Annotated in this window: 21 protein-coding genes and 3 pseudogenes; 12 read left to right on the top strand and 12 right to left on the bottom strand. The window is 72.5% G+C overall.

The window, feature by feature from the left end; translation table 11 throughout:
- Positions 1–148 precede the first annotated feature (148 nt).
- Positions 149–1600, top strand: coding sequence for an amidase (locus tag AC07A4_RS27645; RefSeq protein ID WP_478603358.1), 1452 nt, complete (start codon positions 149–151; stop codon positions 1598–1600).
- Between the two features lie 81 nt (positions 1601–1681).
- On the opposite strand, the gene AC07A4_RS27640 is transcribed toward AC07A4_RS27645, so the two are convergent.
- Entirely contained in the window at positions 1682–2092 is a 411-nt protein-coding gene (locus tag AC07A4_RS27640) for a hypothetical protein (RefSeq protein ID WP_478603356.1), read from the bottom strand.
- A 169-nt stretch (positions 2093–2261) separates the two neighbouring features.
- On the opposite strand from AC07A4_RS27640, the gene AC07A4_RS27635 reads away from it, so the two are divergent.
- Entirely contained in the window at positions 2262–2414 is a 153-nt protein-coding gene (locus AC07A4_RS27635; RefSeq protein WP_478603353.1) for a hypothetical protein, read from the top strand.
- Positions 2415–2525: 111 nt separating this feature from the next.
- On the opposite strand, the gene AC07A4_RS27630 is transcribed toward AC07A4_RS27635, so the two are convergent.
- Entirely contained in the window at positions 2526–3524 is a 999-nt protein-coding gene (locus tag AC07A4_RS27630) for a serine/threonine dehydratase (protein WP_478603678.1), read from the bottom strand.
- A 434-nt stretch (positions 3525–3958) separates the two neighbouring features.
- Between AC07A4_RS27630 and AC07A4_RS27625 the strand changes: the two genes are divergently transcribed.
- Positions 3959–4720, top strand: coding sequence for a MerR family transcriptional regulator (locus AC07A4_RS27625; RefSeq protein ID WP_478603352.1), 762 nt, complete (start codon positions 3959–3961; stop codon positions 4718–4720).
- 98 nt (positions 4721–4818) lie between these two features.
- Here the strand turns inward: AC07A4_RS27625 and AC07A4_RS27620 are convergent, their stop codons facing one another.
- From AC07A4_RS27620 to AC07A4_RS27600, 5 genes are all read right to left on the bottom strand, one after another.
- Positions 4819–5469, bottom strand: a complete 651-nt coding sequence (locus tag AC07A4_RS27620) for an SRPBCC family protein (protein ID WP_478603349.1) — start codon at positions 5467–5469, stop codon at positions 4819–4821.
- Positions 5462–5872 carry an ArsR/SmtB family transcription factor gene (locus AC07A4_RS27615; protein ID WP_478603346.1) on the bottom strand — a complete coding sequence of 137 codons (411 nt, stop codon included), beginning with the start codon at positions 5870–5872 and terminating at the stop codon, positions 5462–5464. The genes AC07A4_RS27620 and AC07A4_RS27615 overlap by 8 nt, the downstream gene beginning before the upstream one ends.
- A gap of 105 nt (positions 5873–5977) precedes the next feature.
- Positions 5978–6844 carry a GNAT family N-acetyltransferase gene (locus tag AC07A4_RS27610; protein ID WP_478603343.1) on the bottom strand — a complete coding sequence of 289 codons (867 nt, stop codon included), beginning with the start codon at positions 6842–6844 and terminating at the stop codon, positions 5978–5980.
- 85 nt (positions 6845–6929) lie between these two features.
- On the bottom strand, positions 6930–7484 hold the full coding sequence (locus AC07A4_RS27605; RefSeq protein WP_478603341.1) for an EF-hand domain-containing protein: 555 nt from the start codon (positions 7482–7484) through the stop codon (positions 6930–6932).
- Positions 7485–7684: 200 nt separating this feature from the next.
- A complete protein-coding gene (locus AC07A4_RS27600; RefSeq protein WP_478603339.1) occupies positions 7685–8188 on the bottom strand; it encodes a MarR family winged helix-turn-helix transcriptional regulator in 504 nt (167 codons plus the stop codon).
- Here AC07A4_RS27600 and AC07A4_RS27595 point away from each other — a divergent pair.
- The 3 genes and pseudogenes from AC07A4_RS27595 to AC07A4_RS27585 all read left to right on the top strand — a co-directional run bounded on the left by AC07A4_RS27595 (position 8124) and on the right by AC07A4_RS27585 (position 10080).
- A pseudogene (locus AC07A4_RS27595) lies at positions 8124–8584 on the top strand (Rid family hydrolase). The gene AC07A4_RS27600 and the pseudogene AC07A4_RS27595 sit on opposite strands and share 65 nt — an antisense overlap.
- 203 nt (positions 8585–8787) lie before the next feature.
- The gene (locus tag AC07A4_RS27590; protein ID WP_478603336.1) at positions 8788–9249 is read left to right on the top strand and encodes a DUF2690 domain-containing protein; all 462 of its coding nucleotides are present in this window, start codon (positions 8788–8790) and stop codon (positions 9247–9249) included.
- 33 nt (positions 9250–9282) lie between these two features.
- Positions 9283–10080, top strand: a complete 798-nt coding sequence (locus AC07A4_RS27585) for a hypothetical protein (RefSeq protein WP_478603334.1) — start codon at positions 9283–9285, stop codon at positions 10078–10080.
- Positions 10081–10094: 14 nt separating this feature from the next.
- On the opposite strand, the gene AC07A4_RS27580 is transcribed toward AC07A4_RS27585, so the two are convergent.
- Complete coding sequence (locus AC07A4_RS27580; protein WP_478603332.1) at positions 10095–10247, bottom strand: hypothetical protein; 153 nt, start codon at positions 10245–10247, stop codon at positions 10095–10097.
- Positions 10248–10607: 360 nt separating this feature from the next.
- Here AC07A4_RS27580 and AC07A4_RS27575 point away from each other — a divergent pair, with 360 nt between their 5' ends.
- Positions 10608–11171, top strand: coding sequence for a hypothetical protein (locus AC07A4_RS27575; protein ID WP_478603329.1), 564 nt, complete (start codon positions 10608–10610; stop codon positions 11169–11171).
- An 82-nt stretch (positions 11172–11253) separates the two neighbouring features.
- Here AC07A4_RS27575 and AC07A4_RS27570 read toward each other — a convergent pair whose 3' ends face one another.
- Positions 11254–16944 (bottom strand): outer membrane protein assembly factor BamB family protein, encoded by a 5691-nt coding sequence (locus AC07A4_RS27570; protein ID WP_478603326.1) that lies wholly within the window; start codon positions 16942–16944, stop codon positions 11254–11256.
- Between the two features lie 156 nt (positions 16945–17100).
- Positions 17101–17463: a helix-turn-helix transcriptional regulator gene (locus AC07A4_RS27565; RefSeq protein ID WP_478603324.1), complete on the bottom strand. Its 363-nt coding sequence runs from the start codon at positions 17461–17463 to the stop codon at positions 17101–17103.
- 134 nt (positions 17464–17597) lie between these two features.
- Here AC07A4_RS27565 and AC07A4_RS27560 point away from each other — a divergent pair, with 134 nt between their 5' ends.
- On the top strand, positions 17598–18284 hold the full coding sequence (locus tag AC07A4_RS27560) for an ANTAR domain-containing protein (RefSeq protein WP_478603322.1): 687 nt from the start codon (positions 17598–17600) through the stop codon (positions 18282–18284).
- On the opposite strand, the gene AC07A4_RS27555 is transcribed toward AC07A4_RS27560, so the two are convergent.
- Positions 18281–19588, bottom strand: a complete 1308-nt coding sequence (locus AC07A4_RS27555) for a cytochrome P450 (RefSeq protein WP_478603320.1) — start codon at positions 19586–19588, stop codon at positions 18281–18283. The two genes, AC07A4_RS27560 and AC07A4_RS27555, sit on opposite strands and share 4 nt — an antisense overlap.
- Before the next feature lie 103 nt (positions 19589–19691).
- Positions 19692–20924: pseudogene (gene thrS, locus AC07A4_RS27550) on the bottom strand (threonine--tRNA ligase); the annotation flags it as partial.
- A gap of 324 nt (positions 20925–21248) precedes the next feature.
- Between thrS and AC07A4_RS27545 the strand changes: the two are divergent.
- The 4 genes and pseudogenes from AC07A4_RS27545 to AC07A4_RS27530 all read left to right on the top strand — a co-directional run bounded on the left by AC07A4_RS27545 (position 21249) and on the right by AC07A4_RS27530 (position 23071).
- Positions 21249–21521, top strand: coding sequence for a hypothetical protein (locus AC07A4_RS27545; RefSeq protein WP_478603318.1), 273 nt, complete (start codon positions 21249–21251; stop codon positions 21519–21521).
- Between the two features lie 3 nt (positions 21522–21524).
- Positions 21525–22133, top strand: a complete 609-nt coding sequence (locus tag AC07A4_RS27540; RefSeq protein WP_478603317.1) for an RNA polymerase sigma factor — start codon at positions 21525–21527, stop codon at positions 22131–22133.
- Positions 22130–22468, top strand: a pseudogene (locus AC07A4_RS27535) (heat shock protein transcriptional repressor HspR); the annotation flags it as partial. The gene AC07A4_RS27540 and the pseudogene AC07A4_RS27535, both read left to right, overlap by 4 nt.
- Positions 22460–23071 (top strand): helix-turn-helix transcriptional regulator, encoded by a 612-nt coding sequence (locus AC07A4_RS27530; protein ID WP_478603676.1) that lies wholly within the window; start codon positions 22460–22462, stop codon positions 23069–23071. The pseudogene AC07A4_RS27535 and the gene AC07A4_RS27530, both read left to right, overlap by 9 nt.
- Positions 23072–23109: the final 38 nt, after the last annotated feature.

Raw genomic sequence — 23109 nt, 5'->3', positions numbered from 1 at the left:
ACCAGTGAAAGTACCGGCTAGTGCCGAACGATACCGTCGAGTATCGTGCAGCACCGAACGGTATCACCCTTCCCCCGAAGCACTCGAAGCACTCGAAGCACTCGGAACACTCGGAACACTCGGAACACTCGGAACATTGGGAGTGACAGTGAGAATCACGGAGTACGTGCGGTACGACGCGGTCGGGCTCGCCGAGTTGGTGGCCGAGGGCGAGGTGACCCCCGCCGAACTGCAAGCGGTCGCGCGGGCGGCCGCGCGGGCGGTCAATCCGCGGATCAACGCTGTCGTGGAGACCTGGCCGACCGACGACGAGCCCCGCCCCGGCAGCACCCCGCTGGCCGGGGTCCCCTTCCTGATCAAGGATCTCGGAGTCGCCATGGCCGGGAGGCGCGTGGAGCTGGGCACCCGCCTCGCCGCCGGCAACGTCGCCGACGCCGACTCCTTCCTCATGCGGCGCTTCCGCCGCGCGGGCCTGGTGACGTTCGGCCGCACCGCGACACCGGAGCTGGCCTACAGCATCACGACGGAACCCGTGCTGTACGGCCCGACCCGCAACCCGTGGAACCCGGAGCGCAGCGCGGGCGGATCCAGCGGGGGCGCGAGCGCGGCCGTCGCCGCCGGAGTGGTCCCGATCGCGCACGGCACCGACGCCGCGGGCTCGGTCCGCGTGCCCGCCGCCTACAACGGCCTCTTCGGCCTGAAGCCCACCCGCGGCCGGGTCTCCATGGGCCCCGACGCCGACGAGATCTTCAACGGCCTGGCCGTGCAAGGCGCCGTCAGCCGCACAGTCCGCGACAGCGCGGCACTGCTCGACCTCATCCGCGGCCCGGAGCCGGGCGACCCCTACTTCGCGCAGGAGCCGTCCCGCCCGTACACCCAGGAAGTCAACCGCCCCCCGGGCCCGCTGCGGATCGGAGTCCTCACCCACGCGTGGGGCGGACGCCGCACCACGGCGCCGGTGGCCGACGCGCTCTCCCGTACCGTGCGCCTGCTCGCGTCCCTCGGCCACCAGGTGGCGGAGGCGGAGGTCGAACTCGGCGCCGACTGGGAGGAATTCACGCTGGCCAACGCGCGCCTGTGGACGGCGAACCTCGCGGCGTGGGCGGACGGGCTCGCCGCCGCCCTCGGCCGGCCCGTCGACTCCTCCACCCTCGAACCACCCATCCTCGCCAGCTACCACTACGGGCGGCGGGTCAGCGGCACCGAGTTCGTCACCGCGCTCACGATCCGCAACCGGGTCGCCCGCGCCCTGGCCCGGTCCTTCGCCGCCCACGACGTCCTGCTCACCCCGACCCTGCCGGAACTCCCCGTGCCCCTGGGCACCTACGCCAAGGACGCCGAGGCCCTGGACGGGCTCGGCTGGCTGCACCGCGTCTTCGACCACTCCCCGTTCACCGCGGCGTTCAACGTGGCGGGCACCCCCGCCATGTCCGTCCCCCTCACGGCCGACGACGGCACGGGCCTCCCCATCGGCATGCAGTTCGCCGCCGCCTACGGACGCGAGGACCAGCTCTTCCGCCTGGCCGGACAACTCGAACAGGCAAGCCCGTGGGCGGACCGGGTGCCCATGGTGTGGGCGGGGGACGACGTGGACCGCTGAAGGGCGGCGCCAACGCCGCCATCGCCACGCTGTCGGTGCGGGCCAGCCGTCGCGCGTTCGGCCCGCCCCCGACGTCGTAGCCTACGGAGTCGCCACCCAGGTGTAGACGGCGCCACCGAGCGAAACGACCACGCCGAGGCACACCAGCACCCGCTCCGTCACCGGTTGCGTCGCGTGCAGCGCTTGTTCGCGTTCGATCAGGCGCAGCGCGTCGATGTCGAGCGTCGCGGCCAGGTGTTCCTGCATCTTCCGGATCGCTTCCTCCGCCAAGCGCGCCGAGTCCTGGAGTCTCATGCTCTCCGCGTGTGCCCCCACGATGAGGATGGCGGCCACCACGCACATCACACCCGCCGGGCCGTGCATGTCCGCGGTGACGGCTGCCGCGTACGCCGTGGCCGTCACCGCGAGGAAGACCAGCAGCGCGTTGAGTACCTGGTAGGCCCGCCCTCTGCGGTTCTCGTACCAACGCCAGGCGTGGTCCAGCGCGAGCATGAGAACTTCGTGGTCAGCCCCCCGTGGCGTCATGAGGGCACGATGGCAGGCGGCGTGAGCACCGTCCAGGCGGCGGCCGCGGTCCGCCGGCCGTCGGCGCCTTCCCACCGCACGCGCCCAGACCCGTGACCTTCGCGCCGCCGGGAGCCCAGCGCTACGATCACTGGCCATGGGTGCGAAGGGGAACATCAGCCAGATATGCAAATGGTGCGACCGCTCGTTGAAGCAGCGCCGGTGGCGTCAGTACTGCAACCGCCGCCACGCGGTGAAGCACCGGGTGACGAGCTGGGTCGACCAGGTGCTGACCAACGGACTGCCGTGACGCAGCCGGGCCACCTCCCGAGCTCAGCCACCGGGACGTGACGCCGCACCCGGCCGCCCGGTCACCCCGCGCACTCCGGGCGCAGCGTGGACCCGGAGGTGAACCCGGAGTTCAGCCCGTGTGCGGCCGCTCGATCAGGTCGCCGGGGTCGGTGTTGGCGCCGCACAGCACGACGACGGTCTTCTCGCCCTCGCCGGGCCGGTAGCCGGAACCCGAGGTCGCGGCGAGCGCGGCGAACGCCGTGGCGGCGCCGTGCTCGACCGCCAGCTTGTGGTGGTCCCACAGCGCTCGGCGCGCGCGGACGATCTCGTCGTCCGGCACCAGGACGCTGCGCACGCCGTCCTGTTGGGCCGCGTGCAAGGCCATGGCTGAGGCTTTGCGGGCGCCAAGTGAGTCGGCGGCGACGGAGTCCACGACGACATCCACGGGCCGGCCCGCCTCCACGGCGGCGTTGAGCGCCCGGCAGCCGCGCGGCTCGACAGCGACGGTACGGATGCCGTGGTGCCGGGCGGCGGTGGCGACGCCCGCGAACAGGCCCCCGCCACCGACGGCGACCACCACGGTGTCGAGGCCGGGGACACCGGCGCGGATCTCCTCCAGGAGGGTGCCCGCCCCGGCCGCGATCAGCGGGTGGTCGTAGGCGTGCGAGGCCAGCGCGCCGGAAGAGGCCGCGAAGTCCTCGCACGCGGCCAGCGCCTCGGCGTACTCCGTGCCGACGAGGCGCACTTCGGCACCGTACGAGCGGAGCTTGGCCGCCTTGACGGCGGGAGCGGTGGTCGGCAGGAACACCGTGGCCGGTACTCCCTGCCGCCGTGCGGCCCACGCGCACGCCAGGCCCGCGTTGCCACCGGAGGCGATGGTCACCCCGGAGTCCGGGAGCGTGCCCGCGTCGCGGTGGGCCTGGAGGAAGTTCCGCGCGCCACGGGCCTTGAAGCTGCCGGTGTGCTGCATGAACTCAAGCGCCAGCCACACCTCTTGGCCTCGCGGGGCGCGGCCGCCCGCGGCGGCGTCCAGCGCGCCGGGGTCGACCGGCGCGAGGGCCACCGGGCGGATGTGCCCCGTGATCCGGTCCATGGCGGCCTTGATGTCGCCGTAGCCGAGCTGGTGCACGTCATGGCTCCTGTTCGCGAGGGGCGGCACCCGGGCGTTCGGTGCGCGTACGGGCAGCGGGAAGATCGCCCCCATGATCCTGCCACCCGTGCGCGCGCACGGGAAAGGGGCCCGGGCCCCGGCACCGGCACCGGCACCGGCACCGGCACCGGCGAGACCCAGCCCCATGGCCAGGACGGATCCCAGCATGGCGAGGGAAACAAGACCACGTCGCATGAGGCAGGCTGGAGCACCGCCACCGCCACGGCTCCGCGCCGCACGCCTTCACCTTCACGGCTCGTTCGCCCCGTACGGAACTCCGACGGGCGGTCGCCGATCGGCGCGCGGCTTGGGAGCCTGGGAGCGGGGCTTGAAGTTGCCGCAGCGGCAGCCTCTACCGTCCGGAGCGGAGCCGGATTTCCCGGCCCGGTGAAGCACTCGCGAGGGAGGCGGCGATGGCCTGGCCGATCGCGGAGGTCGCACGGATGTCGGGCGTGACGGCCCGGACCCTGCGGCACTACGGCGAGATCGGCCTGCTGCCACCGGCCTGGATCGGGACCAACGGCCACCGCTACTACGAGGAGCGCCAACTCCTGCGGCTGCAACAGGTTCTCGTCCTGCGGACGCTGGGCCTTGGACTGCCCGAGATCGGCCGGATCCTGGCCGCGCAGGTCGACGAACTGGAGGCCCTGCGGGGCCATCACCGTCGGCTGCTGGCCGAGCGCGACCGGCTCGATGCCCTGGTCGGCACCGTCGCCCGCACGATCACCGAACTGGAACGGTCCAGGAAGGACGGCACAGACATGATCAGCATCAGCCGACCGGAGAACCTGTTCGAGGGCATCCGGTCTTCCCAGTGCATGAAGGCCCTGCACGGCTTCCCTGAGCTGGCCGGGGACTACGAGCGGCACACCTCGGCGCTGAGCGAGGCCGACCTCAAGGCCAACGAGCGCGAGCGCACGGCGCAGATGGTCCGCCTCGCCGAGCTGATGGCCGCGGGGCTCCCCGCGGACTCCGGCGCGGTACAGGCCGAGATCCACGCCCAGTACCGGACGTTGGCCCGGATTCGGGTGGCCACCGCTGCGGAGTACCGGGCGATCGGGCGCTCCTGCGTGGAGAACGAGCACTGGTACGCGGCGTACGAGTCGATCACGCCGGGCCTGGCCGAGTTCCAGCGGGACGCCATCGAGGCGTACGCCGCGACGCGGCTGCGCTGAGCCGGGCCGGACCACTGCCAGTTCCACCGACGAGCCGCACGCCGCGCGTGCCGCCCTCCCCCGCCTACGGCTGGACGCTAATCGGGGGACGGTGGACGCTACTCGGGGGACGGCGGCACATAGAAGGCCGTGGTGGCCGAGGTCATCGCAGCGACCGCCGCGGCGGGCGTGCCGTACGCGGCGTTCGCCCGCCCCCATGCCTCGCTGCTGACGGTCATGAACGCCCGCGCCTCCTCCGACTCGCTCCACGCCTGCGTCGCCTCGCGGTCGAACGCCTCGCCCTCGGCGAGGTACATCCCGAGGCTGACCAGGCCCAGGTCCCAGCCGACGCCGGTGGCGCCGGGGCCGTAGGTGTCCCAGAACGCCGGGTCGACCCTGGCCACGTGCTCCAGCTCGAACACGGTGCGCTCCTCGCCGTCGGGCGTCAGGCGCACCTCGACCTCGCTGAACTCACCGTCCTTCACCTCCCCGAAGATCCAGCTGACCCGCAGCAGCCGCGGCGGCTCGCAGCGCAGCACCTCGCCACCGGCGTTGCCCTCCAGCTGGTAGTGGCCGCCGGGCTTCATCTCGCCCGTGACGGGCAGGAACCAGCGCCCGAGGCGCTCGGGGTCGGTGCACGCCTCCCAGACGTCGTGGACGGAGGCGTCATAGGTGCGGCGCATGACGACGGCGCGGCCCGTGCCCTCGGGGGTTTCGGTGTCCCGCACCTGGCGGTGCATGGCGTTGATCAGGTCGACGATGTCAGTCACCGGAGGTCTCCTCGTTCTCTTGCGTGGCGGTGCGTCGCTGCGCACCGCGGTCACCGCCCCCTGGTGTGCCACTGTGCGGGCGCCGGGCCCGCTTGCCCCTGGCCAGTTCCGTGCCCAGCGCGTCGAGGCGCTGGGCCCAGAAGCCGCGGAAGCGCTCGAGCCAGGCGTCCACCTCGCGCAGGGGCGCCGCGTCGACGGAGTAGAGCCGACGTGCCCCCTCGGCGCGCACCGTCGCGAACCCGCTCTCGCGCAGGACCCGCAGATGCTGCGACACGGCTGGCTGTGAGATCGCGAACTCGTCCTGGATCGCGGCGGTCACCGCCCCGGAGCTCTGCTCGCCCTCGGCCAGCAGCTCCAGGATCCGGCGCCGGACCGGATCACCCAGCACATCGAATGCGTGCACGTTCACAGCATGCCACCCCCGCCTTATATAAGCCAAATCTTATACGAGGACCGGCCGCCCCCGGCGTCCTGCCAGGATGGGCCGGGCGGTTCCACCAGAAGGGCCCTAGGCGTGCCGGTACAGGTCCCGGACCTCGGGAAGACGCTGGAAACCGGCGGACTCGTAGGTGGCGACGGCGCCGACGTTGGAGCTCGGGGTGCAGACCATCGCGCTCGACGAGCCGAGTTCCCGGAGCGCGGCCGCCGCCGCGACGGTGATCGCCTTGCCGTACCCGTGACCGCGATGATCCCGGTGCACGCCCATCGGCTCGAGCAGCCCGGGCTTCCCCGGACCGGCCGACCACACCGTCACCACCGCCACCGCGTGACCTCGGCCGTCGTACGCGATCAGGCACCGGGCGTCGGCGTACGGCGGTCCGGCGGCCATCGCGTGCCAGCGCTCGTCCGTGAACGTCGACTTGTCGAACGACGCCCGCAGTACGGCGGCCCACTCGTGCGCCCTCTCCGGCCCCGCCACCTCGATCCGCACGCCTGGCTCCGGCACCGGTTCCCCGAGGTCGCGGCGCAGCGGCGTCCACGGCTCGTCGGCCTGCCACCCGGCCTCGGACAGCAGGTCCTGGACCAGCGCTTCCATCGGCGCCTCGATCGACGCCTGCCCCGACGGCAGTACGCCGCGCCCCGGCTCCGTCACGTCCTCGACCAGCTGTCGCGCGAGTTCCTCGTCCGCCTCGGCGCCCGGCGCGATCGTCAGCCGCAGCAGGCGGGGGCCGTCAACGAGCCCCACGGCGAGCGCCCGTCCGTCGCGACTCCAGGTCCGCACCGCCGCGGCCGTCGCCTCCGCGCCGTACCGCCAGAACCAGCCCACGTCTCCCGGATGCAGCCGCAGCGACGCCCTGTCGGTCTGCCACTCGCGCAGCACGTCGACAGCCTCGCCGAGCCCGTCGACTCCCGGCTTTCCCACCACGATCGTCATGTTCCCGATCACACATCACCGCGCCGGTCGGCCGCACGCGGTTTTCGACCGGCCGGGCGGCCCGGGTCCGGTCGCAGGCCTCGGCTCAGGCGGTCTTGTCGTACGGACCGAGCAGCCAGTTCCCGGGGGCCTTCGGGTCGGCGCTCAGATAGAACTCGGTGATGGCGGACCTGAATTCGGCGTGGCTGAGCGAGCCGTCCCCGTCCCGGTCGAGCAGCCGGAACGCCGCCTCGGAGTGCAGCGGGGGCACGCCCAGGGCGTCGTACATGCGGACGTATTCCGCCTGGCTCAGCGCTCCGTCCCGATCGGTGTCCAGCGTCCGCATCAGCGCGTCGACGATGGCCAGTACGGCTTCCTCGAAGTGCCGGGGCGCCGTCACGTTGGCCTCCATCACCGTGATGAACTCCTGCCTGGAGATGCGCCCGCTGCCGTCGGTGTCGCCGTGGGCGAGCAGGACCCGCCACCACGCCTCGAAGGCGTCGCGCATCGCCGCGGCGTTCTCCTTGTCGTCCTCGCGGGCCAGCCCGGTGAACAACTCGGCCATGCTCTGGAAGTCGTCGCGCGTGAGCTGACCGTCGCCGTTCTGGTCGAACCAGCGGAAGAGGGTGCTGAACTTCTGGGCCTTCACGTCTTCCGTCATGCCTGCTCCCTTTCCCTGCCATCGTCCCTGTCGACGTATCTGTCGACGTACCTGTCGTCGCCTTCTGCGGCGCTGCCCTGGGGACGCTAGGAGCAAGGGCGCGGCAGGACCAGTACGGTTGAGGCCGTTCCCGCACGATCCGTGCCGCGCGGCCGCGCCGTCGGTGCCGGACGGGGTGATTCCCCCGTACGACGAGACCCCTACGCCAAGTCGTCGGGCCGGGTCCGCAACTTGGCGGCGATCCGCGCCAGGGCCCGCTGGTCCGCGCCGCTCAGCGGATCGAGCACCATCTCGCGCACGGCACGTACGTGTGTCGGCGCCGCCGCGACCACGACCTCATGGCCGGAGTCGGTCAGGGCGGCGAGGGTGAAGCGGCCGTCGCGGGGGTCGGGGTAGCGCTCCACCCACCCGCGCGCCTCGAACCGCTTGACGACGTTCGACAGGCGGGACAGCGAGCCGTTGGCCAGATAGGCGAGTTCGCTCATCCGCAGGCGCCGCTCCGGGGTCTCAGAGATGTGACTGAGGACCAGATACTCGAAGAGCGTCAGACCGGCCTCGCGCTGGAGCGGTGACTCAAGACGCCCCGGCAGCAGCAGGACGAGCGAGACGAGACCGGTCCAGGCCTCCTTCTCCGACGCGGTGAGCCACAGGGGTTCGCCAGACGCGTCACCGCCGACGTCCGACGCCGCGGAGTTCTTCGTCACCCCCGGCTACGGCGAGACCCTGCTGGCCTCGCTGCGCTACAGCCAGGCGGTGCGGACCGGGAACCGCGTCGAGACGTCGGGCCAGGGCGGATGGGACGACGACTGGACTTCCCCGAGGCCTTGGGGGACGAGATCATCCAGGCGTTCGACAACGTGGAGAGGACGCTCGCTCAGGCCGGCGCCACCTGGCGCGATGTGATCGCCGTGAACTCGTACCACGTACCCAGCGCCCCGGACTCGATCGGTGAGGCCCACAACCGGGTCATGGTCGAGCAGTTCCGTCGGCGCATGGGCGACCGCGATCCCATCTGGACCCAGATCGGGGTACCGGCGCTGGGGGCGCCGGAGATGCGCGTCGAGATCCGTGTCACGGCCGTCGTCGGCCACGACGGCTGACCGGCCGCGCCGAAAGCCCCGTGCTCCGGTGGCGCCAGGGTGGCCCTAGGGAACCGGGAACGCTTCCCGGTCTCCCCGGGCACGGCCCCCTGTTTCTCGGGACGCCCCCGCCGCCACGCTCAAGGGGCCGCCGAACCAGCGGCTCCGCCACGGCGGCCACATCGGTCGCCTGGGCGCCACCACCACCAAAGGAACGAGCACCGATGAATCTCATCAGAGGCGCTACGGGAACGGCCCTCGCCGTCGTCCTCGCGTTCGCCACCGCTGGCTGGACCGCGCCCTCGGCCACCACCACCGGTCAGACCGCACCGTCCACACAGGCTTCCGCCGATGTCGGCTGTATGGGGCCCACCTGCTCCGGCCAGGACCCCCACTCCACCCAGTGCTCCACGACGGGTGACGTGCTGACCCTCGAACACCAGACGCTGCAGGGCCGCACGATCAACCTGCGCTGGAGCCATGACTGCCAGGCGGCCTGGGCGGAGCTCACCGGCGGGTCCCCCGGGGACGACGCACTCGTCCAGAACAGCACGGGCGAGACCCAGCACCGGGCCATCGCCTCCGGCACGACGACGTACTCGCCGATGGTGAACGACCAGAACCTCACCGTCCGCGCGTGCGTGACGCTCAGGTCAGGCAGCCAGAAGTGCACCTTCTACCACTGAGCCCCCGCCCGCTGGCCCTGGGATCATGACTTCATGCCCGAGGAGTCGAACCTGATCTCAAGCCTGTGGCCGCTCGTGCCGTCCCGGGCCACCGACTGGCTGCTGGAGCTGTGCGGCGACGGCCTGACCGGGTTCATGCCTCCGGCGATGCCGGAGGCGGCGTGGGTGCTCAACGCCATGTACGAGCACGAGCACGGGCCGGCCGATGTGTCGTACGACCAGTACCATCGGGCCCGTCTGGCGGACGGGAGCACTCCCCGCACCGTCGCGGGCATCGACCTCGACGCCATAGGCGTCACCACGGGCGGAACGCTGGGCCGCGCCCAGCACCCGGGCCCCGGCTGGCGGCGGCTGCGCTGGGCGGAACTCGCCCGGCGGGTCGGCGACCCGGTCGTGCCCGACGGGCTGATGCCCTCCTACCGCTGCTTCCCCTCGGCCAAGAAACAGGGCAGCTGGCTGCTAGGCACACGCCCGCCGACCGAGGGGAGTCTGGACCGTGAGACCTGGCTCCGGCTGATCGACATCCTCACCGAGCACAGCCCAGCGGGCCGGGACACCCGCTGCCTCGCCTACTACAACCCGCTGCTGCTCGGAGCCGTCGACTTCGACAACCGTCACGTGCGTGCGGGTCGGCTCGGCGACGCCGAGACTCTCTACGACGATTCCGACACCGACTTCAGCCCGTCCAACTTGTGGGCCGATGACCGCTCATGGGTCCTGTGCACCGACTATGACCTGTGGGCCACCAAGGTCGCCGGGCCTCCGGCCCTCATCAACGCGCTGCTCAACGACACCGAGGTCGAGGCGGTACGACTGCCTTGGGCACACTGACGGACACCGTCCGGTCATCCCACCGGCTGGTGTGCTTGATCCGCCGCCCGGCAGCACACGGGGACGTCCTCGGCGGAGGCCGGTGCGGCGATCGCCGACCCGCTGAAGCCCACGGCCGCCACGACGACGAGCAGTGCGGACGTGCAGAGCACGCGAACCCTGGACATGTGCCACCTCCGTGACGTTCGTGGAACCCGCAGAACCGTAGGCTGACACGATCCCGACCTGGTTCCAAGGGGGTGCGACGCGGAAGCGCTGGCGCGGTGGGGACGCGACGCCTGATGGTCTACGGCGGCAGCGGGCACGCTCTGGTGGCAGAGCTTGTTTTCGCGGCCTTGCGGGAGCAAGGGGTGCGGTATCTCCACGCGCGCGACGGATACGAGCCTCCCCCGCCACCGCGACCCCCGTCGAACCCGTCACCGCTGCCTCAATTCCGTACTCCACGGGGTTGGGCTCGCCGCAATTGCCCCATACTCGCTCGGAGTTCGGCATGGTGGACTTCGATCCTTACCGGGCAAGGAGGGGCCATGTGGACCACGGAGGAATACGGCCGGAGCCACGAGGGGTGGGCGGGGGCCGTGCTCGCTGACGGCAGCGAGCCGGAGAAGGCGTACATCGATCCCGGCAGCGGCTCCAGCTTCATCGAGACGCGGGAGTGGTGGGCCTACAGCGGCGCTCTGGGGCGCCCGAGGGCGACCCGGGCTCGTGGCGCCTGCTACTGCGGGTGGCGGGGCCAGAACGAGTACCCGATCGACTGGGAACAGGACGACGCGGAGGAGTTCCCCTCCCCCGAGCCCTTCGCCGACTGGGAGCGGCACATCCATGACGTGGCGGCCCGCACCGTACCGCTCCCCACCGGTCTCGCGGACCTGCTGGCGCAGGTCGACGTCCAGCTGACGCGCCTGGCTCTCGACGCACCGGTGGCGGCCCTGAAGGCCGTGATCGCGTTGGAGGGCATGACCAAGCGCGTCGCTCGCGACTCGGCCATGCTCGCCGAAGCCGATGACCTCTCGGGCGAGACGCTGGGGAAGGCGCTCGGCCTGTCTCCGGCTGTCGCTGAGTCGCGGCTCCTGTGGTACCGCCTCCAGTAGCGTCATAGACGTCCGCGTGCGCGCCGCCCCCCGGCGACGCGCACAAGGTCGCGGTACTAGGTCGCGGTACTAGGTTCCGGTACTAGGTCTGCTCCGGCAGGTCGCCCGCGGTGCGGCCCAAGGTGAGCTGGTCGAAGAGGGCTCCGCCGCCGATGGTGCGCAGGCTGACGCTGCGTACGCGGTACGTGGGCTGCGCACGGGTGAGTTCCCACAGGTCCAGGCGTACGGTCGCCCATGTGCGCGGTGGTGCGGGGATGTTGACCTGGGCCAGGACCGCGGTGCCCGGCCAGGTGGTGGCACCGGCGAGGACCACCACCGCGGCGGCGTTCCAGGCGAGGCCGATGCGCAGGCCCATGACGGTCGTCGCCTCGCCCGTGGCCTTCCAGGCGAACTGGAAGTACCGGTACTGGCCCGGCTCGGGATGCTCCGCGATCTCGAAGTCCCACTCGGGGATCACATGGCCGAACGGCGCGAAGTACTGGGGGTGCGCGACGGCTTCCGAGACGCCGTCGGTGACGTCGAGGCGTACGCAGGTGCCTCCCTCGGGGCGGGCGTCGCCCCGCTGGAACGAGAGCGCGCCGTGGAAGAGCGTGCGCAGATCGCTCTCCCGGTCCTCGAAGAGCGTCGCCCGGCCGCGCTGGCCGATGACGTCCCGGTGGGAGTTGCCGAGGACCGCGCCGTGGAAGACCAGTTCACCCAGGCGCAGATTGCCCACGGGCCAGGCGCCGCCGCCGGTCGTGACGAACCGGAACCAGGCCGCCACCAGCGGTGTGCTGAACAGGTGCGTGTGCACGGCCTGGTCGGACAGCAGCATCGGTCCGTCGACCCAGCGCCCGGCCCGGGTGTCCCACCACTGGAGGCGGACGTCGCGCAGCCATGACTCGGGATGCGCGGGGTCCTCGGCGATCGTGACGCCGTCCAGTCGCAGCAGGCTCCGGTAGGTGTCGACGGTCAGCTCGAACTTGCCGTGCCAGCCGCTGTCCACGGAGTTGATGACCCACCAGGGCAGCCAGGGCCTCGCGGGCGGTCTTGCGCTGCCGTCGAGCAGGAGGGCGGTGTCGTTCTGCTGTGACAGGTAGATCTCCTGGTCCCGGTCGAGGAGCCGGGCCCGGAACACCGCTCCCGTCTGCTTGAGCAGGTTGTTCGTCAGGGGGTTCGGGGTGGGGGCGGCGTTGCCCCAGGCGCGGCGCACCAGCGGCGTCCGGTCCGGGGCCCGCAGCTTGGAGCGGATGTCCCGCTCGGTCGGGGTGAGCCTGCTCTGCCAGCGGGGCCGCAGGTCGGGGCGGTAGCGCACCACGGTGCCCAGCCACGTCGCGGCCAGCAGATCGCCGTCCGGCAGCCAGGCGGGGACCGGCAGCGCCTTCAGGTCGACCGTGCCGACGACGGCGCCGTCGCCGGTCAGGACGGCCAGGGTGCCGAGTTCGCTGCCGACGGCCACGCGGGTGCCGTCGGGCGAGACGCGGGGGCGGCGCAGCAGATCGTCGCCGGTGTACGTCCACAGCAGTCCGCCGTCGGCGCCGAAGACCTTCAGCTGCCGGTGCTTGGTGGCGGCGATGAGGGAGCCGTCGCCCGAGACGGACACCTCGTCGGCGGCGGCCGGGATCGTGTTGCGCAGGGCGCCGCCGCGGATGACGTACAGCCGGCCGCCCTCGGTGTCCGACCAGATCACGACGGTGCTCCGGTCACGGCTGACCACGCCGCCGCCGAAGGCACCGCTGTCGGCGACGCGCAGCGACCACAGCGTCGCCCCGTCCGCCGCCGCGAGCGCGGTGATCCGGCCGCCCGCGAAGGTGATCAGGGTCGCGTCGTCGGCGGCGAGCAGCCGCAGTGGTGCCCTGCGGTGCTCCGCCCACCACTGGTGTGCCCAGCGCTCGCTGCCGGAGCTGTCCCAGAGGGCCAGGCCGAGATCGCCGCAGGTGGCGACCCAGGAGCCGTCGGGTGCCACCGCGAAGTTGTTCAGGCCGAGGTCGTGGCCCCAGTCGCCGCGCGCCCAGTCGGTGGCCCGCTTGGGCAGGCCGAACAGGGCGAAGCGGCGCCGGGCGGTGCCGGACGGGTCCAGGAGGTACAGGTGGTAGCCCTCGGCGCTGAGCACGTCGAAGCCCTGCGCCGCGTACCCCCCGGCGTGGGCGACGGGTCCGTAGGCGAAGTGGTGCCCGAGCCGCTGGCGCCAGGTGGTGCGGCCGGTGGCGAGGTCGAGACCGTGGACGTTGTGGTCCCAGTTGAACGTGGTGAGCGCGGCGCCGCGGCCGTCCGCCGAGACGGCGATGTCGCGGACGTGCGGGCCGAAGGCGTCCTCGGAGGCCGACGGCAGCGGGCCGTGCGCCACCGGTACGACCGCGTAGAGCCTGCCGGGCACGGAGCGCAGGTCGGCGGTGAACTCGTCGCCGAGCAGGGTGGTGACGGGGCTGCCGGTGAGCAGGTCGACCACCTGGTGCAGCGGCGGGAGGCGCACCTTGACGCGGGCCATGACCGGGATCCGGTGGGCGCACAGCAGGCCCACGCGCCAGGCGAGGCCCGGCTCCCAGTCCAGCAGGGTGTTGTTGACGGCCCACAGGTAGCGGACGCCGCCCGCGGTCCACTCGCTGAGCTGCACCTCCGGGTTGTCCACGCACTCGGCGAAGGGCGTCACGGCGCTCAGGGCGGTGCGCAGCTCGGCGGCGTGGTCCAGGAACAGGGTGCGCAGGGACGCGTAGGCGGCGTCGTTGTTCTGGATGGGCTGCTGATAGGCGTCCTTGTTCTGCTGCTGGGTCTTCTCGACGTGGTCGAAGCCGATGTCGAGCCGGGTGAAGCCCGTGACCCGGTCGGCGTGGCAGGTGGCGTCGGCGAACACCGGCACCCCGGCGGCCGCGATGGCCTGGGCCAGCGGCGGGTCGAGTGCCACGGTCTGGCCGACGACGAGCACCGCCTGGTAGCGGCGCAGCACGTCGGCGCTGACGTCCTCGGCGCAGACGAAGGACGCCGGGCGCTGCGCGTACAGGCAGGCGTTGTAGGCCTCGTACAGCCGCTGGAAGTAGACGCCCGCGTACTGCCCTTCGTTGAACTCGACGCGCTCCATGCGGGTGGAGACCACGAGGGCGACGGGGTCGGTGCTCCGCGCCCCGGCGGTGACGGGGCCGAGGCGGGCGCACAGGTCGAACAGGGCGCGCAGGACCGAGGTCTTGCCGGCGCTGCCGCTGCGCGGGTCGCCCGGTACGCCGCCGCTGCCTCCGGCGCGCTCGTCCTGGGCGTGGAGGCCCTCCCCGTGCTCGGCCCCGATGTCGGTGACCATGCCGGTGCCGTCGGCGCCGCGCATCACCTGCTGCAGGAGCGTCGGCATGATCATGCCGCCGGTGCCGTCGTCGTTGCCCAGCTCGGGGTGGCCCCACGCGGGCCGCCCCGGCCTGCGGTAGAAGTCGACCATGTGCCGGGTGACCTGCGGTGGCTGGATCTGCTCCGCCTGGAAGTGCAGGTCGACCTCGTCGGCGCCGGTGAACACGAGCTGCGGCGGGGCCTGCCGCTCGCGGTAGGGGCCGGTGATCGCGCCGATGCCGTGCGGCATGAGGGACTTCAGGACGGTGCGGAAGTGGGCGGCGGCTTCGCGTTTGTGGGCGAAGGTCCGGTCGCTGACGGTGTCCAGTACGGGCAGCCAGGCGCCGTTCGCCGCCTCCGCCTGGGCCAGGGCCTGCCGGTAGGCGGTCCGCTCGGCCGGGTCCTTCGCGGCGGCCTCGCCGATGACGCCCGCCCACAGCCACCAGTTGGCCGCCCAGGTCCAGCCCCGGAAGGCGGCGTACGGCAGGAACTTCTCGGTGGTCTCCGTGAGGTCGGAGTCGAGCTTCGCCAGGGTCCGGCGTTCGTAGTTGTTCGGTGTTCCCTGGGGCAGGAACGGCAGGAAGGCGTCGTTCGTCAGCAGGACGGCCTGGGTCTCGATGCCGTACGCGCCGTAGGCGGCGAAGGCGCGGCGGCGCGGGTCCTCGACCTTCGCCTTGCCGGGGGCGACGCCGTCCTTGGCCTGCGTCAGGCGCCCCACCAGGTCCGGTCCTGTGCCCTGGTGGATGCCCTGGTCGGCGAGGACCTCGCCGTAGGCGCCGGGTTCGGCGCGGTCCACGAAGAGGTTGATGCCGAGCGCCCGCGCCCGCGCCACGTACGCCTTCGTCGTCTCCGGCATGTCCCGGAACTCGGGCAGGTCTTCGGCCCGTCGGGTCTGTTGTGTCGCTCGGGGGTCGGCCGGGAAGCCCTGGGCGTAGATGTCGCCGTACTGCGTGAGGTGGTAGCCGGGCCGTTCGGCGAAGCCCGGTCCGATCTCCAGGTGCTGTGGGGCGACGGTGAAGCCGGGCACGTCGGCGTCGAGGACGTGGCGGCCGGGTTCGAGGGCGCGGGTGACGTCCGCGCCGAAGGTCAGCGATCCGGTGCCGTCCGGTCGCAGCGTGACGACGTGCGCGGCGATCTCCTCGCCGCCCCGCAGGAGCCGGACGCGTACGGAAGCGGGCAGCTGGGTGCCGGTCGCCGCGCGGGCCGCGACCGTGATCTGGTCGGCTGCCGCGCCGTCGGCGTTGCCGAGGGGTTCGCCCCGGCCGTAGTGGAAGCGGTTCGATGGCGTCCAGATCGACACCGTGCCGCGGGCGCCGGAGGGGCGTACCTCGACGATGCCGTCGACGGTGTACTCGCTGTACCGGCCGTCGGTGTCGGCCGTCACGCGCAGCTGGTAGAGGCCGCGGGCGTCGGCGGGCGGGGTGACCGCGCCCGCGGTCAGCGGGAGTTCGGTGAATTCCGGTACGCCGAGGGGCCGCAGCCACACCTTCAGGCGGGGCCTGCTCGCCCAGCGTCCCGGATCGTGGGTGAGGGTCAGGGGCATGCGCGCCCCTGCCGTCCAGACGTCCGCGTCGTACGTCACCGTCAGCCGCTCGACGTCGGCGAAGGCGCGGCCGATCAGTGCCCCGCTGTTCAGGTCGTAGCGCTCGAACAGCGTCTCGTGGTCGCGGCGCACGGACGGGGTCACCTGGTCCGACCGCCGGACGAGGAACTCCCCGCCGCGGACCCGGAGGTCCGTCACGTCGTGGTCGGTGTCGGGCAGGTCGAGGACGCGGGTGCCGGTCCTGTTCCCGTTCAGGTCGTAGACCTGGACCTCGCGGCCGCCGGTCAGGACGTAGAGGTGGCCGTCGTCGGAGACGTCGTAGCCGCTGAGGACGAAGCCGACGGGCTTGGCCCGCACGGGGTTTCCCACGGGTGTCCCGTCGAACGCGCACATCCGGATCACGCCGGACTGCCACGCGGTGACGAGCAGTTCCCGCTCCTCCGCGACGCGCAGCCCGACCGTCTGTCTGCGGTCCTTGGGGTCGCCGCTCAGGCGCTTCAGGTCGATGGTGTCGAGCACGCCGTCCGGGTTCAGGCGCAGCACGCGCAGGGCGTGCTGGTCCATCGCGTAGAAGTCGCCGGAGGGGCCCGCTTCCACGGCGGGCGGGGCGAAGTAGCCGTCCGTGTCGTTGACGGTGAACTCGTCGAAGGAGCCGAGGGGCCGGAAGTCCGCGTCCCAGAACGCCACCCGGTGGTTGAAGTGGTGTTCCGCGGTCGCGATCACGCCCGCCCTGTTGGCCGTCACGGCGAGGAGCGAGTTCCCCACCTTGCCCACGCGCCGCGTCGTGCCGTCCGGGGCGAGTCGCAGGACGACGCTGGCCGGGAAGGCCGAGCTCGCCACGTACACGTGGTCGTCCCGGCCGATGCCCAGGCGTGCCGCCCAGGGCGCGAACGACGGGTCGTGCCGGGGGATGATCTGCTGCAGCGTCCTCGTCGTTCCCACGCGGCCTGCCCCCTTAGTGGCCGCTCCGCGAGCGGCCCCCTGGGTGTGGATAGGGATGTCGATCAGGCTCGCAGAGGGTGATCGGGACTGCTGTCACCCGATGGGGTGATGTTGCACGTTGGCCGAAAGCGAGTGTGTCGCCCCCGTCGGCACCGCCTACGGTGCCGACCCGTCCCCGCTCGCGTGGGCGCCGTCGGTGGAGGGCCCGACGGGGTGGTGGGTGTCGACCTGCACGAGCAGGGCGAGCAGCGAGGCCACGCTGAGTCCGGCTTCGGCGGGGTGGCGCAGGATGGTGCCCGGCGCGATCTGGTAGGTGTTGCTCCGCCCCTCGCGGGTGTGGGACAGATACCCGCTCCGCTCCAGATCGGAAATGATCTTCAGGACGGCGCGTTCGGTGAGTCTGCAGTGCGCGGCGATGTCGCGGACCCGCGCGTTCTGGTTGTCCGCGATGGCGGCGAGCACCCGCGCGTGGTTGGTGATGAACGTCCATCCCGAGTGGGGATCCGGCACTCCTCCCATGACGCGATTCTATGCCCTCTCGTTCAGGCACCGAAATACATGAACCCATTTTCATGCATCTGTTGACAGGGGTCGGCGGGATGGGGAGTCTGGTGGCGGCGGTGACCACGCGGGCGATGTCCAGGGAGAGGGCCATGCCGGAAGCGGCACAGTCAGCAGTCTCGGCGGCCCACGGCCGCCCCCACCTCGCCGAACCCCCGGGCGAGGTACGGCTGTCCGAGCTGACGGTCGCCACGCGGCCCGAGGGCGCCCGGGTCACGGTCGCGGTGTGCGGCACCCTCGACCTCGTCACCGACCGACAACTGCGCCAGTCCCTGCGCGCGGCGCTCACGCGCTCCGCGCAGGGCGTCGACGTGGACCTCAGCGGCGTCGGATTCTGTGACTGCTGCGGGCTCAACACCCTATTGACGATCCGTCAGCAAGCCTTGGGCGAGGGCAAGACGGCCACGATATGCGGGATCAGCCCGGCCGCCGCGCGCGTCTTCACGCTCTCCGACACCCTGTCGCTCTTCACCCTGGACGACCCCCGCGACCAGGGCGAAGGCGACGAGGCGGCGGACCCGCGCGTCGAACTCGTGCAGTTGCGGCGGGCGATGCGGACCCGGGGGCCCATCGACATCGCCCGCGGCATCCTGATGGCCGTCTTCACGCTCAGCGAGGCGCAGGCGTGGGACGTGCTGGTGATGACCTCGCAGAACACCAACATCAAACTGCACACGACCGCCCAGCAGTTGATGGACTCCGTCCAGGGCGGCTCGCTGCCCGAGGCGACCCAGGAACAGCTCTCCGCCGCCGTCGCCCACGTCACCGCCGGGCCCTAGTCCAGCGACGCGGGAGTCGGGCCGTCCGGGCGGACGGTGATGCTGTAGGCGGCCTTGTCCGGAACGGAGTGGAAGCGCGGGGTGTGGGCGGGCAGCAGGCGCTCCAGCAGGACGGTCGACTCCCGCAGGGCGAACTGCAGGCCCAGGCAGGCGCGGGCGCCCAGGCCGAAGGGGAAGTAGCTCCCGGGGTGGGTGGGGCGCCGCCCGGGGGTGGTGAAGCGCTCCGGGTCGAACCGCTCGGGGGCCTCCCAGAGTCCGGGGTCGCGGTGGGTGAGGTAGGGGCAGACCAGGACGTCGGTATCGGCCTCGATCTCGTGTCCCGCGACGACGTCGGCCTCGGTCGCGCAGCGCGGCAGTATCCAGGCCGACGGGTAGAAGCGCAGCGTTTCATGGACGAGTGCCTGCACGGCCCGCCGCCGCTCCGGGGTGCCGTCGGCGCCCGCGGTCAGGGCCCGCTCGCCCGCTTCGGGGTTACGGTCAAGGAGGAGGTAGAGCCAGGTCAGGGTGGTGGCGGTGGTCTCGTGACCGGCGACGAGGAGGGTGACGAGCTCGTCGCGGATCAGCCGGTCGGTGTACTCGGGGCGCGTGCCCGCGGCCTCGATCAGGATGTGCAGCAGGCCCGGCCCTTCGGGGCCGGGCGCGCCGTCACGGGCGGCGGCGATGGCGCGGCTCGCCACCGCGTCGACGCGCGCCAGGTCGGCGGCGACGGCCCCCTCGGGGGCGGCGCCGTCGGCGGGCAGGCTGGGCAGCGCGGCCACCACGGCGGGCACGGCGGTCAGTTCGCGCTCCGCCTCGGGGTCGAGGGGGTGCCCGGTCAGGGAGCGCCAGATGGTGTCCAGGGCGAAGCGGCGCATCTCCTCGCCGACGTCGAACACCTCTCCGGTGCGGGCGTACGCGGCCCAGCGGTCCGCGGCGGTCCGTGCGGCCGCGCTGATCCGCTCCTCGTAGCGGCGCATGCCCCGGCCTGTGAACTGGGACTGCAGCAGCTTGCGTTGCCGCTGCCAGGCCTCGCCCGTCGCGGCAAGCAGGCCGTCGCCGATCAGCAGGCGGGCGCGGTGCGAGCGCTTCACGTACCGGTCGGGGTGGAGCGCGAGCACGTGCTGCACCGCCTCGGGCTCGGTGACCAGGACCGTCGGGCGCGGTCCGAGCCGCAACGCGGCGACGCCGCCGAGCTGTTCGCGCGCCTGCGCGAACAGCTCGACGAGCTGCCCTCCCCCGGCCTGCCAGCGCTGGACGACGGCGGGGTCGAGTTCGGGGACCCGGCGGCCCGTCGGGGACGGGCCTGGGCGGGCGTGGGTGGCCACGGGGCTGCTCCTGTTCGGCGGCTGCACGTCGGCGCGGGCGGACGCGTGCGGGCATCACGCACTGTAGGGGAGCGCGAGCGGTGGGCGACAGCCCGCCCCGGGGTCAGGAGGCCGCCTCGTCCCACAGGCCGGTTCCACGGGCCCGGACGAGGGCGCTGATACGGGTCAGCACCTCGCCCTGCGGCCGCGCGTCGAACCGGCGGCCGTCCCGCAGCCGCAGGGCGAGGAGGTCGTCGGCGGCCTCCTTGGGGCCGATGACGCCCTGGTACGGAACCAGGCGGGCCGCGCGCACGCGGGCGCCGAGGCTGCCGCGTTCCGGGCCCGCCACCTCGGCGCGCAGGCCCTGTTCGGCGCAGCGGTCGGCGAGCGCGCGGGCGCTTGGCAGTTCGGCGTCGGTGAGGAGCAGGAGCGCCAGCTGGGTGGGGGCGAGCCAGGGCGGGAAGGCGCCGCCGTGCTGCTCGATGAGGTGGGCGACGGCTCGCTCCACGCTGCCGATGACGCTGCGGTGGACCATGACGGGGCGGTGCTTGGCGCCGTCCGGGCCGATGTAGCGCAGGCCGAACCGCTCGGGCTGGTGGAAGTCGATCTGCACGGTGGACAGGGTGGACTCGCGGCCCGCGCTGTCGGCGACCTGGACGTCGATCTTGGGGCCGTAGAACGCGGCCTCCCCCTCGGCGGCCTCGTAGGGAAGGCCGGAGCGGTCGAGCACGTCAGTGAGCAGGGCGGCGGACCGCCGCCACTGGTCCGGTGCGGCCACGTACTTGCCGCCGGGGCCGGGAAGGGAGAGGCGGTAGCGGGCCGGGGTGACGCCGAGCGCTGCGTACGCCCGGCGGATCATGGCGAGGGCCGCGGACGCCTCGTCGGCGACCTGGTCCAGGGTGCAGAAGACGTGCGCGTCGTTGAGCTGGATGGCGCGCACCCGGGTCAGCCCGCCCAGGACGCCTGAGAGTTCCGAGCGGTGCATGCCGCCGAGTTCGGCCATGCGCAGCGGCAGGTCGCGGTAGCTGTGGGGGCGGGAGCGGTAGATCACCGCGTGGTGCGGGCACAGGCTCGGCCGCAGCACGACCTGTTCGCCGCCGAGGTCCATCGGGGGGAACATGTCGTCGCTGTAGTGCTCCCAGTGCCCGGAGATCTCGTACAGCTCGCGCTTGCCGAGCACCGGCGAGTACACGTGCTGGTAGCCCGCGCGGCGCTCGGCGTCGCGGATGTACTCCTCCAGGGTGTGCCGGACGATCGCGCCGTCGGGCAGCCAGTACGGCAGTCCCGAGCCGATGAGCGGGTCGGTGTCGAACAGGTCCAGTTCACGGCCGAGCGCGCGGTGGTCGGGCATGGTGGTCTCCTCGTGGACGAGGGACGGGTGACCACAGGACGAAGCCCCGGGGCACTCGCCCCGGGGCTTCGCGTCAAGACATCGGTCAGCGCGCCGGGACGGTCTCCGGCGTCGTCGTCATCGCGGCGCGCTTCATGCCGGGGACGCTAGCAAGCCGTGGCCGGGCCCGCACCGCGTTTTCCGCGCCGCGCGCCCCCGGCGCGCGCCGGGGGCGCCAGGGGCGGTGTCCGGCGGGGGCGGTGTCCGGCGGGGCCTCCTGGAGCTGACGCCTCGTAGACGGCACCGCCGAGGCGGTTTTAACGTCTTGGCAGTGCCGTTCGACATCTCGGTGTGAAGAAGCAACAGCTGCTGCCCGTCCTCGGCCTGGCGCCGCTCGTGCCGGTCGTCGCCATGGGGGGCCTGCCGTGGATCGCGCTCCCAGCCCTGGGAGCCCTGGTGTTGATCGGGGTGGTGGTGGGTGAGTGGCAACGACGCCGCACCTTGCTGGCGGTGCTCCAACTGGCCCCTCCGGGGAGCGTCGTCGAGCAGGAGCGGGGCTTAGGAGGGCCGGGCATGCGCATCCGGGTCGGCGGCTGTGTGCCGCGGCCGCGCCGAAGGCGGTGACCCGTGGCCGGACGGCGGCTGAGCGCCGCGGACCAGGCCCGGGTGACGGCCCTCTTCGACGCGTGCTACGAGCCCTTGCGCCGGCTCGCCTCCGGCCTCCCCGAGGGGTCGGGGGTCGGCGTGTCCTCCGGCCGGGATCTCGTGATGAGCGCCTTCAGGGCGGCGATCGAGAACTGGGAGAGGATCGCCTCGTGGGACGTGGAGCGCCAGCGGGGCTGGCTGTGGCACGTGTGCCGCAACCAGCGGATCGACGAACTGCGGCGCCAGGGCCGCTTCCACGCGGTGAGCCCGCAACTGTGCGCGCTGTACGAGTCACCGGCGGCGAACCCCGAGCGGACCGCGCTCGCGCGCCTCGCGCTGGAGAAGTGCGCGGACGTTGTCAAGCGCATGCCCCCCAAACGCCGCGAGGTGGCGACCATGGCCTGGCTGCTCCTTATGCCCCGGGACGAGATCGGCGAGGTGCTGGGGATGAGCCCGGGAACCGTACGGGTACACCTGTATTACGCACGGAAGACCTTGGAACAGGAAGTGGGGCCGCACCTGCCGTTTCCGCTGAGCGGCGGACGCCCCGCGCGGTTCGACGACGAAGAAGCGGAGAGGAGGGGAGCATGAGCGACCGGGACCCCCACGCCGACGAGCGGACCGCGGACGCCCCGGTCTACGTCATCTCGGTGGCCGCGCAGCTCGCCGGTCTGCACCCGCAGACGCTGCGCCAGTACGACCGTCTGGGCCTGGTCTCCCCGGCCCGCACGGCCGGGCGCGGCCGCCGCTATTCGGCCCGTGACATCGAACTGCTCCGCAAGGTCCAGGAGTTGTCGCAGGACGTGGGCATTCCGCTGGCTGGCATCAGACGCATCCTCGAACTGGAGAAGCAGGTCGCGGCGCTCGGGCGGCGCGTGGCCGAGCTGGAGGCGGAGGTCGAGAGCGCGACGGCGGCGATGCGGCGGCTCACGAAGTACGCAGCGGTGGCCGGAGGGCCGCCGCAGCGGAGCAGGCCCGGCACCGGACCAGGCGACGGCATCCACGCCCGGGACGACTCGACGGAGGACACCGCGCCCGCCGCCGAGGACGAGGCGTCCGGCAGCGCCCTCGCCTCCCTGTTGCGTCGGACAGCGGAGGAACACGGCACGCCGCCGCCCCCGGAGGAGATCGAGGAAGACCGGCGCGAACTGCTGGCCTGGATGCGGGAACCGGAAGCCACCGCTCCGACCCGCCGACCGGCCCCGGCGGCGACGCGCGACCAAGCAGGGAAGGACCAAGCAGGGGAGGACCAACCAGGGAAGGACCAACACGTCCTCGACGCGCTCACGCCTCGCGAAGAGGCCATCCTGCGCTACCTGGCCCAAGGGCTGGGAGACAAAGAGATCGCCCACCGGCTCTCCCTCTCGCGGCGCACGGTCCGGTCCTGCGTGGAGAAGATCCGCGCGAAACTGCACCCAGCCGGTGGCCTCGCCCCCACCGCGACCGCACGAGGCGCCGCCGCGGAACCCGCGGAACCCACGGCGGGCGAACGGGCGGCCGGGAGGGCCGGGCCCGCGGAGCGGGCTTAGGATCGCGGGCGCCGGGCGCGCCGCCCGTGGCAGGATCG

It is taken from the genome of Streptomyces sp. NPDC043996, from assembly GCF_056435225.1.
The sequence above is the reverse complement of the archived record's forward strand: the minus strand, read 5'-3'. Positions and strand labels throughout refer to the sequence as shown.

Excerpts from the sequence above, each read along its gene's own strand:
- AC07A4_RS27530 (WP_478603676.1), top strand. The coding sequence starts at position 22,460 with ATGCGGCGGCTCACGAAGTACGCAGCGGTGGCCGGAGGGCCGCCGCAG.
- AC07A4_RS27635 (WP_478603353.1), top strand. The coding sequence starts at position 2,262 with ATGGGTGCGAAGGGGAACATCAGCCAGATATGCAAATGGTGCGACCGC.
- AC07A4_RS27610 (WP_478603343.1), bottom strand. The coding sequence starts at position 6,844 with ATGACGATCGTGGTGGGAAAGCCGGGAGTCGACGGGCTCGGCGAGGCT.
- AC07A4_RS27560 (WP_478603322.1), top strand. The coding sequence starts at position 17,598 with ATGCCGGAAGCGGCACAGTCAGCAGTCTCGGCGGCCCACGGCCGCCCC.
- AC07A4_RS27575 (WP_478603329.1), top strand. The coding sequence starts at position 10,608 with ATGTGGACCACGGAGGAATACGGCCGGAGCCACGAGGGGTGGGCGGGG.
- AC07A4_RS27580 (WP_478603332.1), bottom strand. The coding sequence starts at position 10,247 with ATGTCCAGGGTTCGCGTGCTCTGCACGTCCGCACTGCTCGTCGTCGTG.
- AC07A4_RS27640 (WP_478603356.1), bottom strand. The coding sequence starts at position 2,092 with ATGCTCGCGCTGGACCACGCCTGGCGTTGGTACGAGAACCGCAGAGGG.
- AC07A4_RS27590 (WP_478603336.1), top strand. The coding sequence starts at position 8,788 with ATGAATCTCATCAGAGGCGCTACGGGAACGGCCCTCGCCGTCGTCCTC.
- AC07A4_RS27585 (WP_478603334.1), top strand. The coding sequence starts at position 9,283 with ATGCCCGAGGAGTCGAACCTGATCTCAAGCCTGTGGCCGCTCGTGCCG.
- AC07A4_RS27625 (WP_478603352.1), top strand. The coding sequence starts at position 3,959 with ATGGCCTGGCCGATCGCGGAGGTCGCACGGATGTCGGGCGTGACGGCC.
- AC07A4_RS27565 (WP_478603324.1), bottom strand. The coding sequence starts at position 17,463 with ATGGGAGGAGTGCCGGATCCCCACTCGGGATGGACGTTCATCACCAAC.
- AC07A4_RS27605 (WP_478603341.1), bottom strand. The coding sequence starts at position 7,484 with ATGACGGAAGACGTGAAGGCCCAGAAGTTCAGCACCCTCTTCCGCTGG.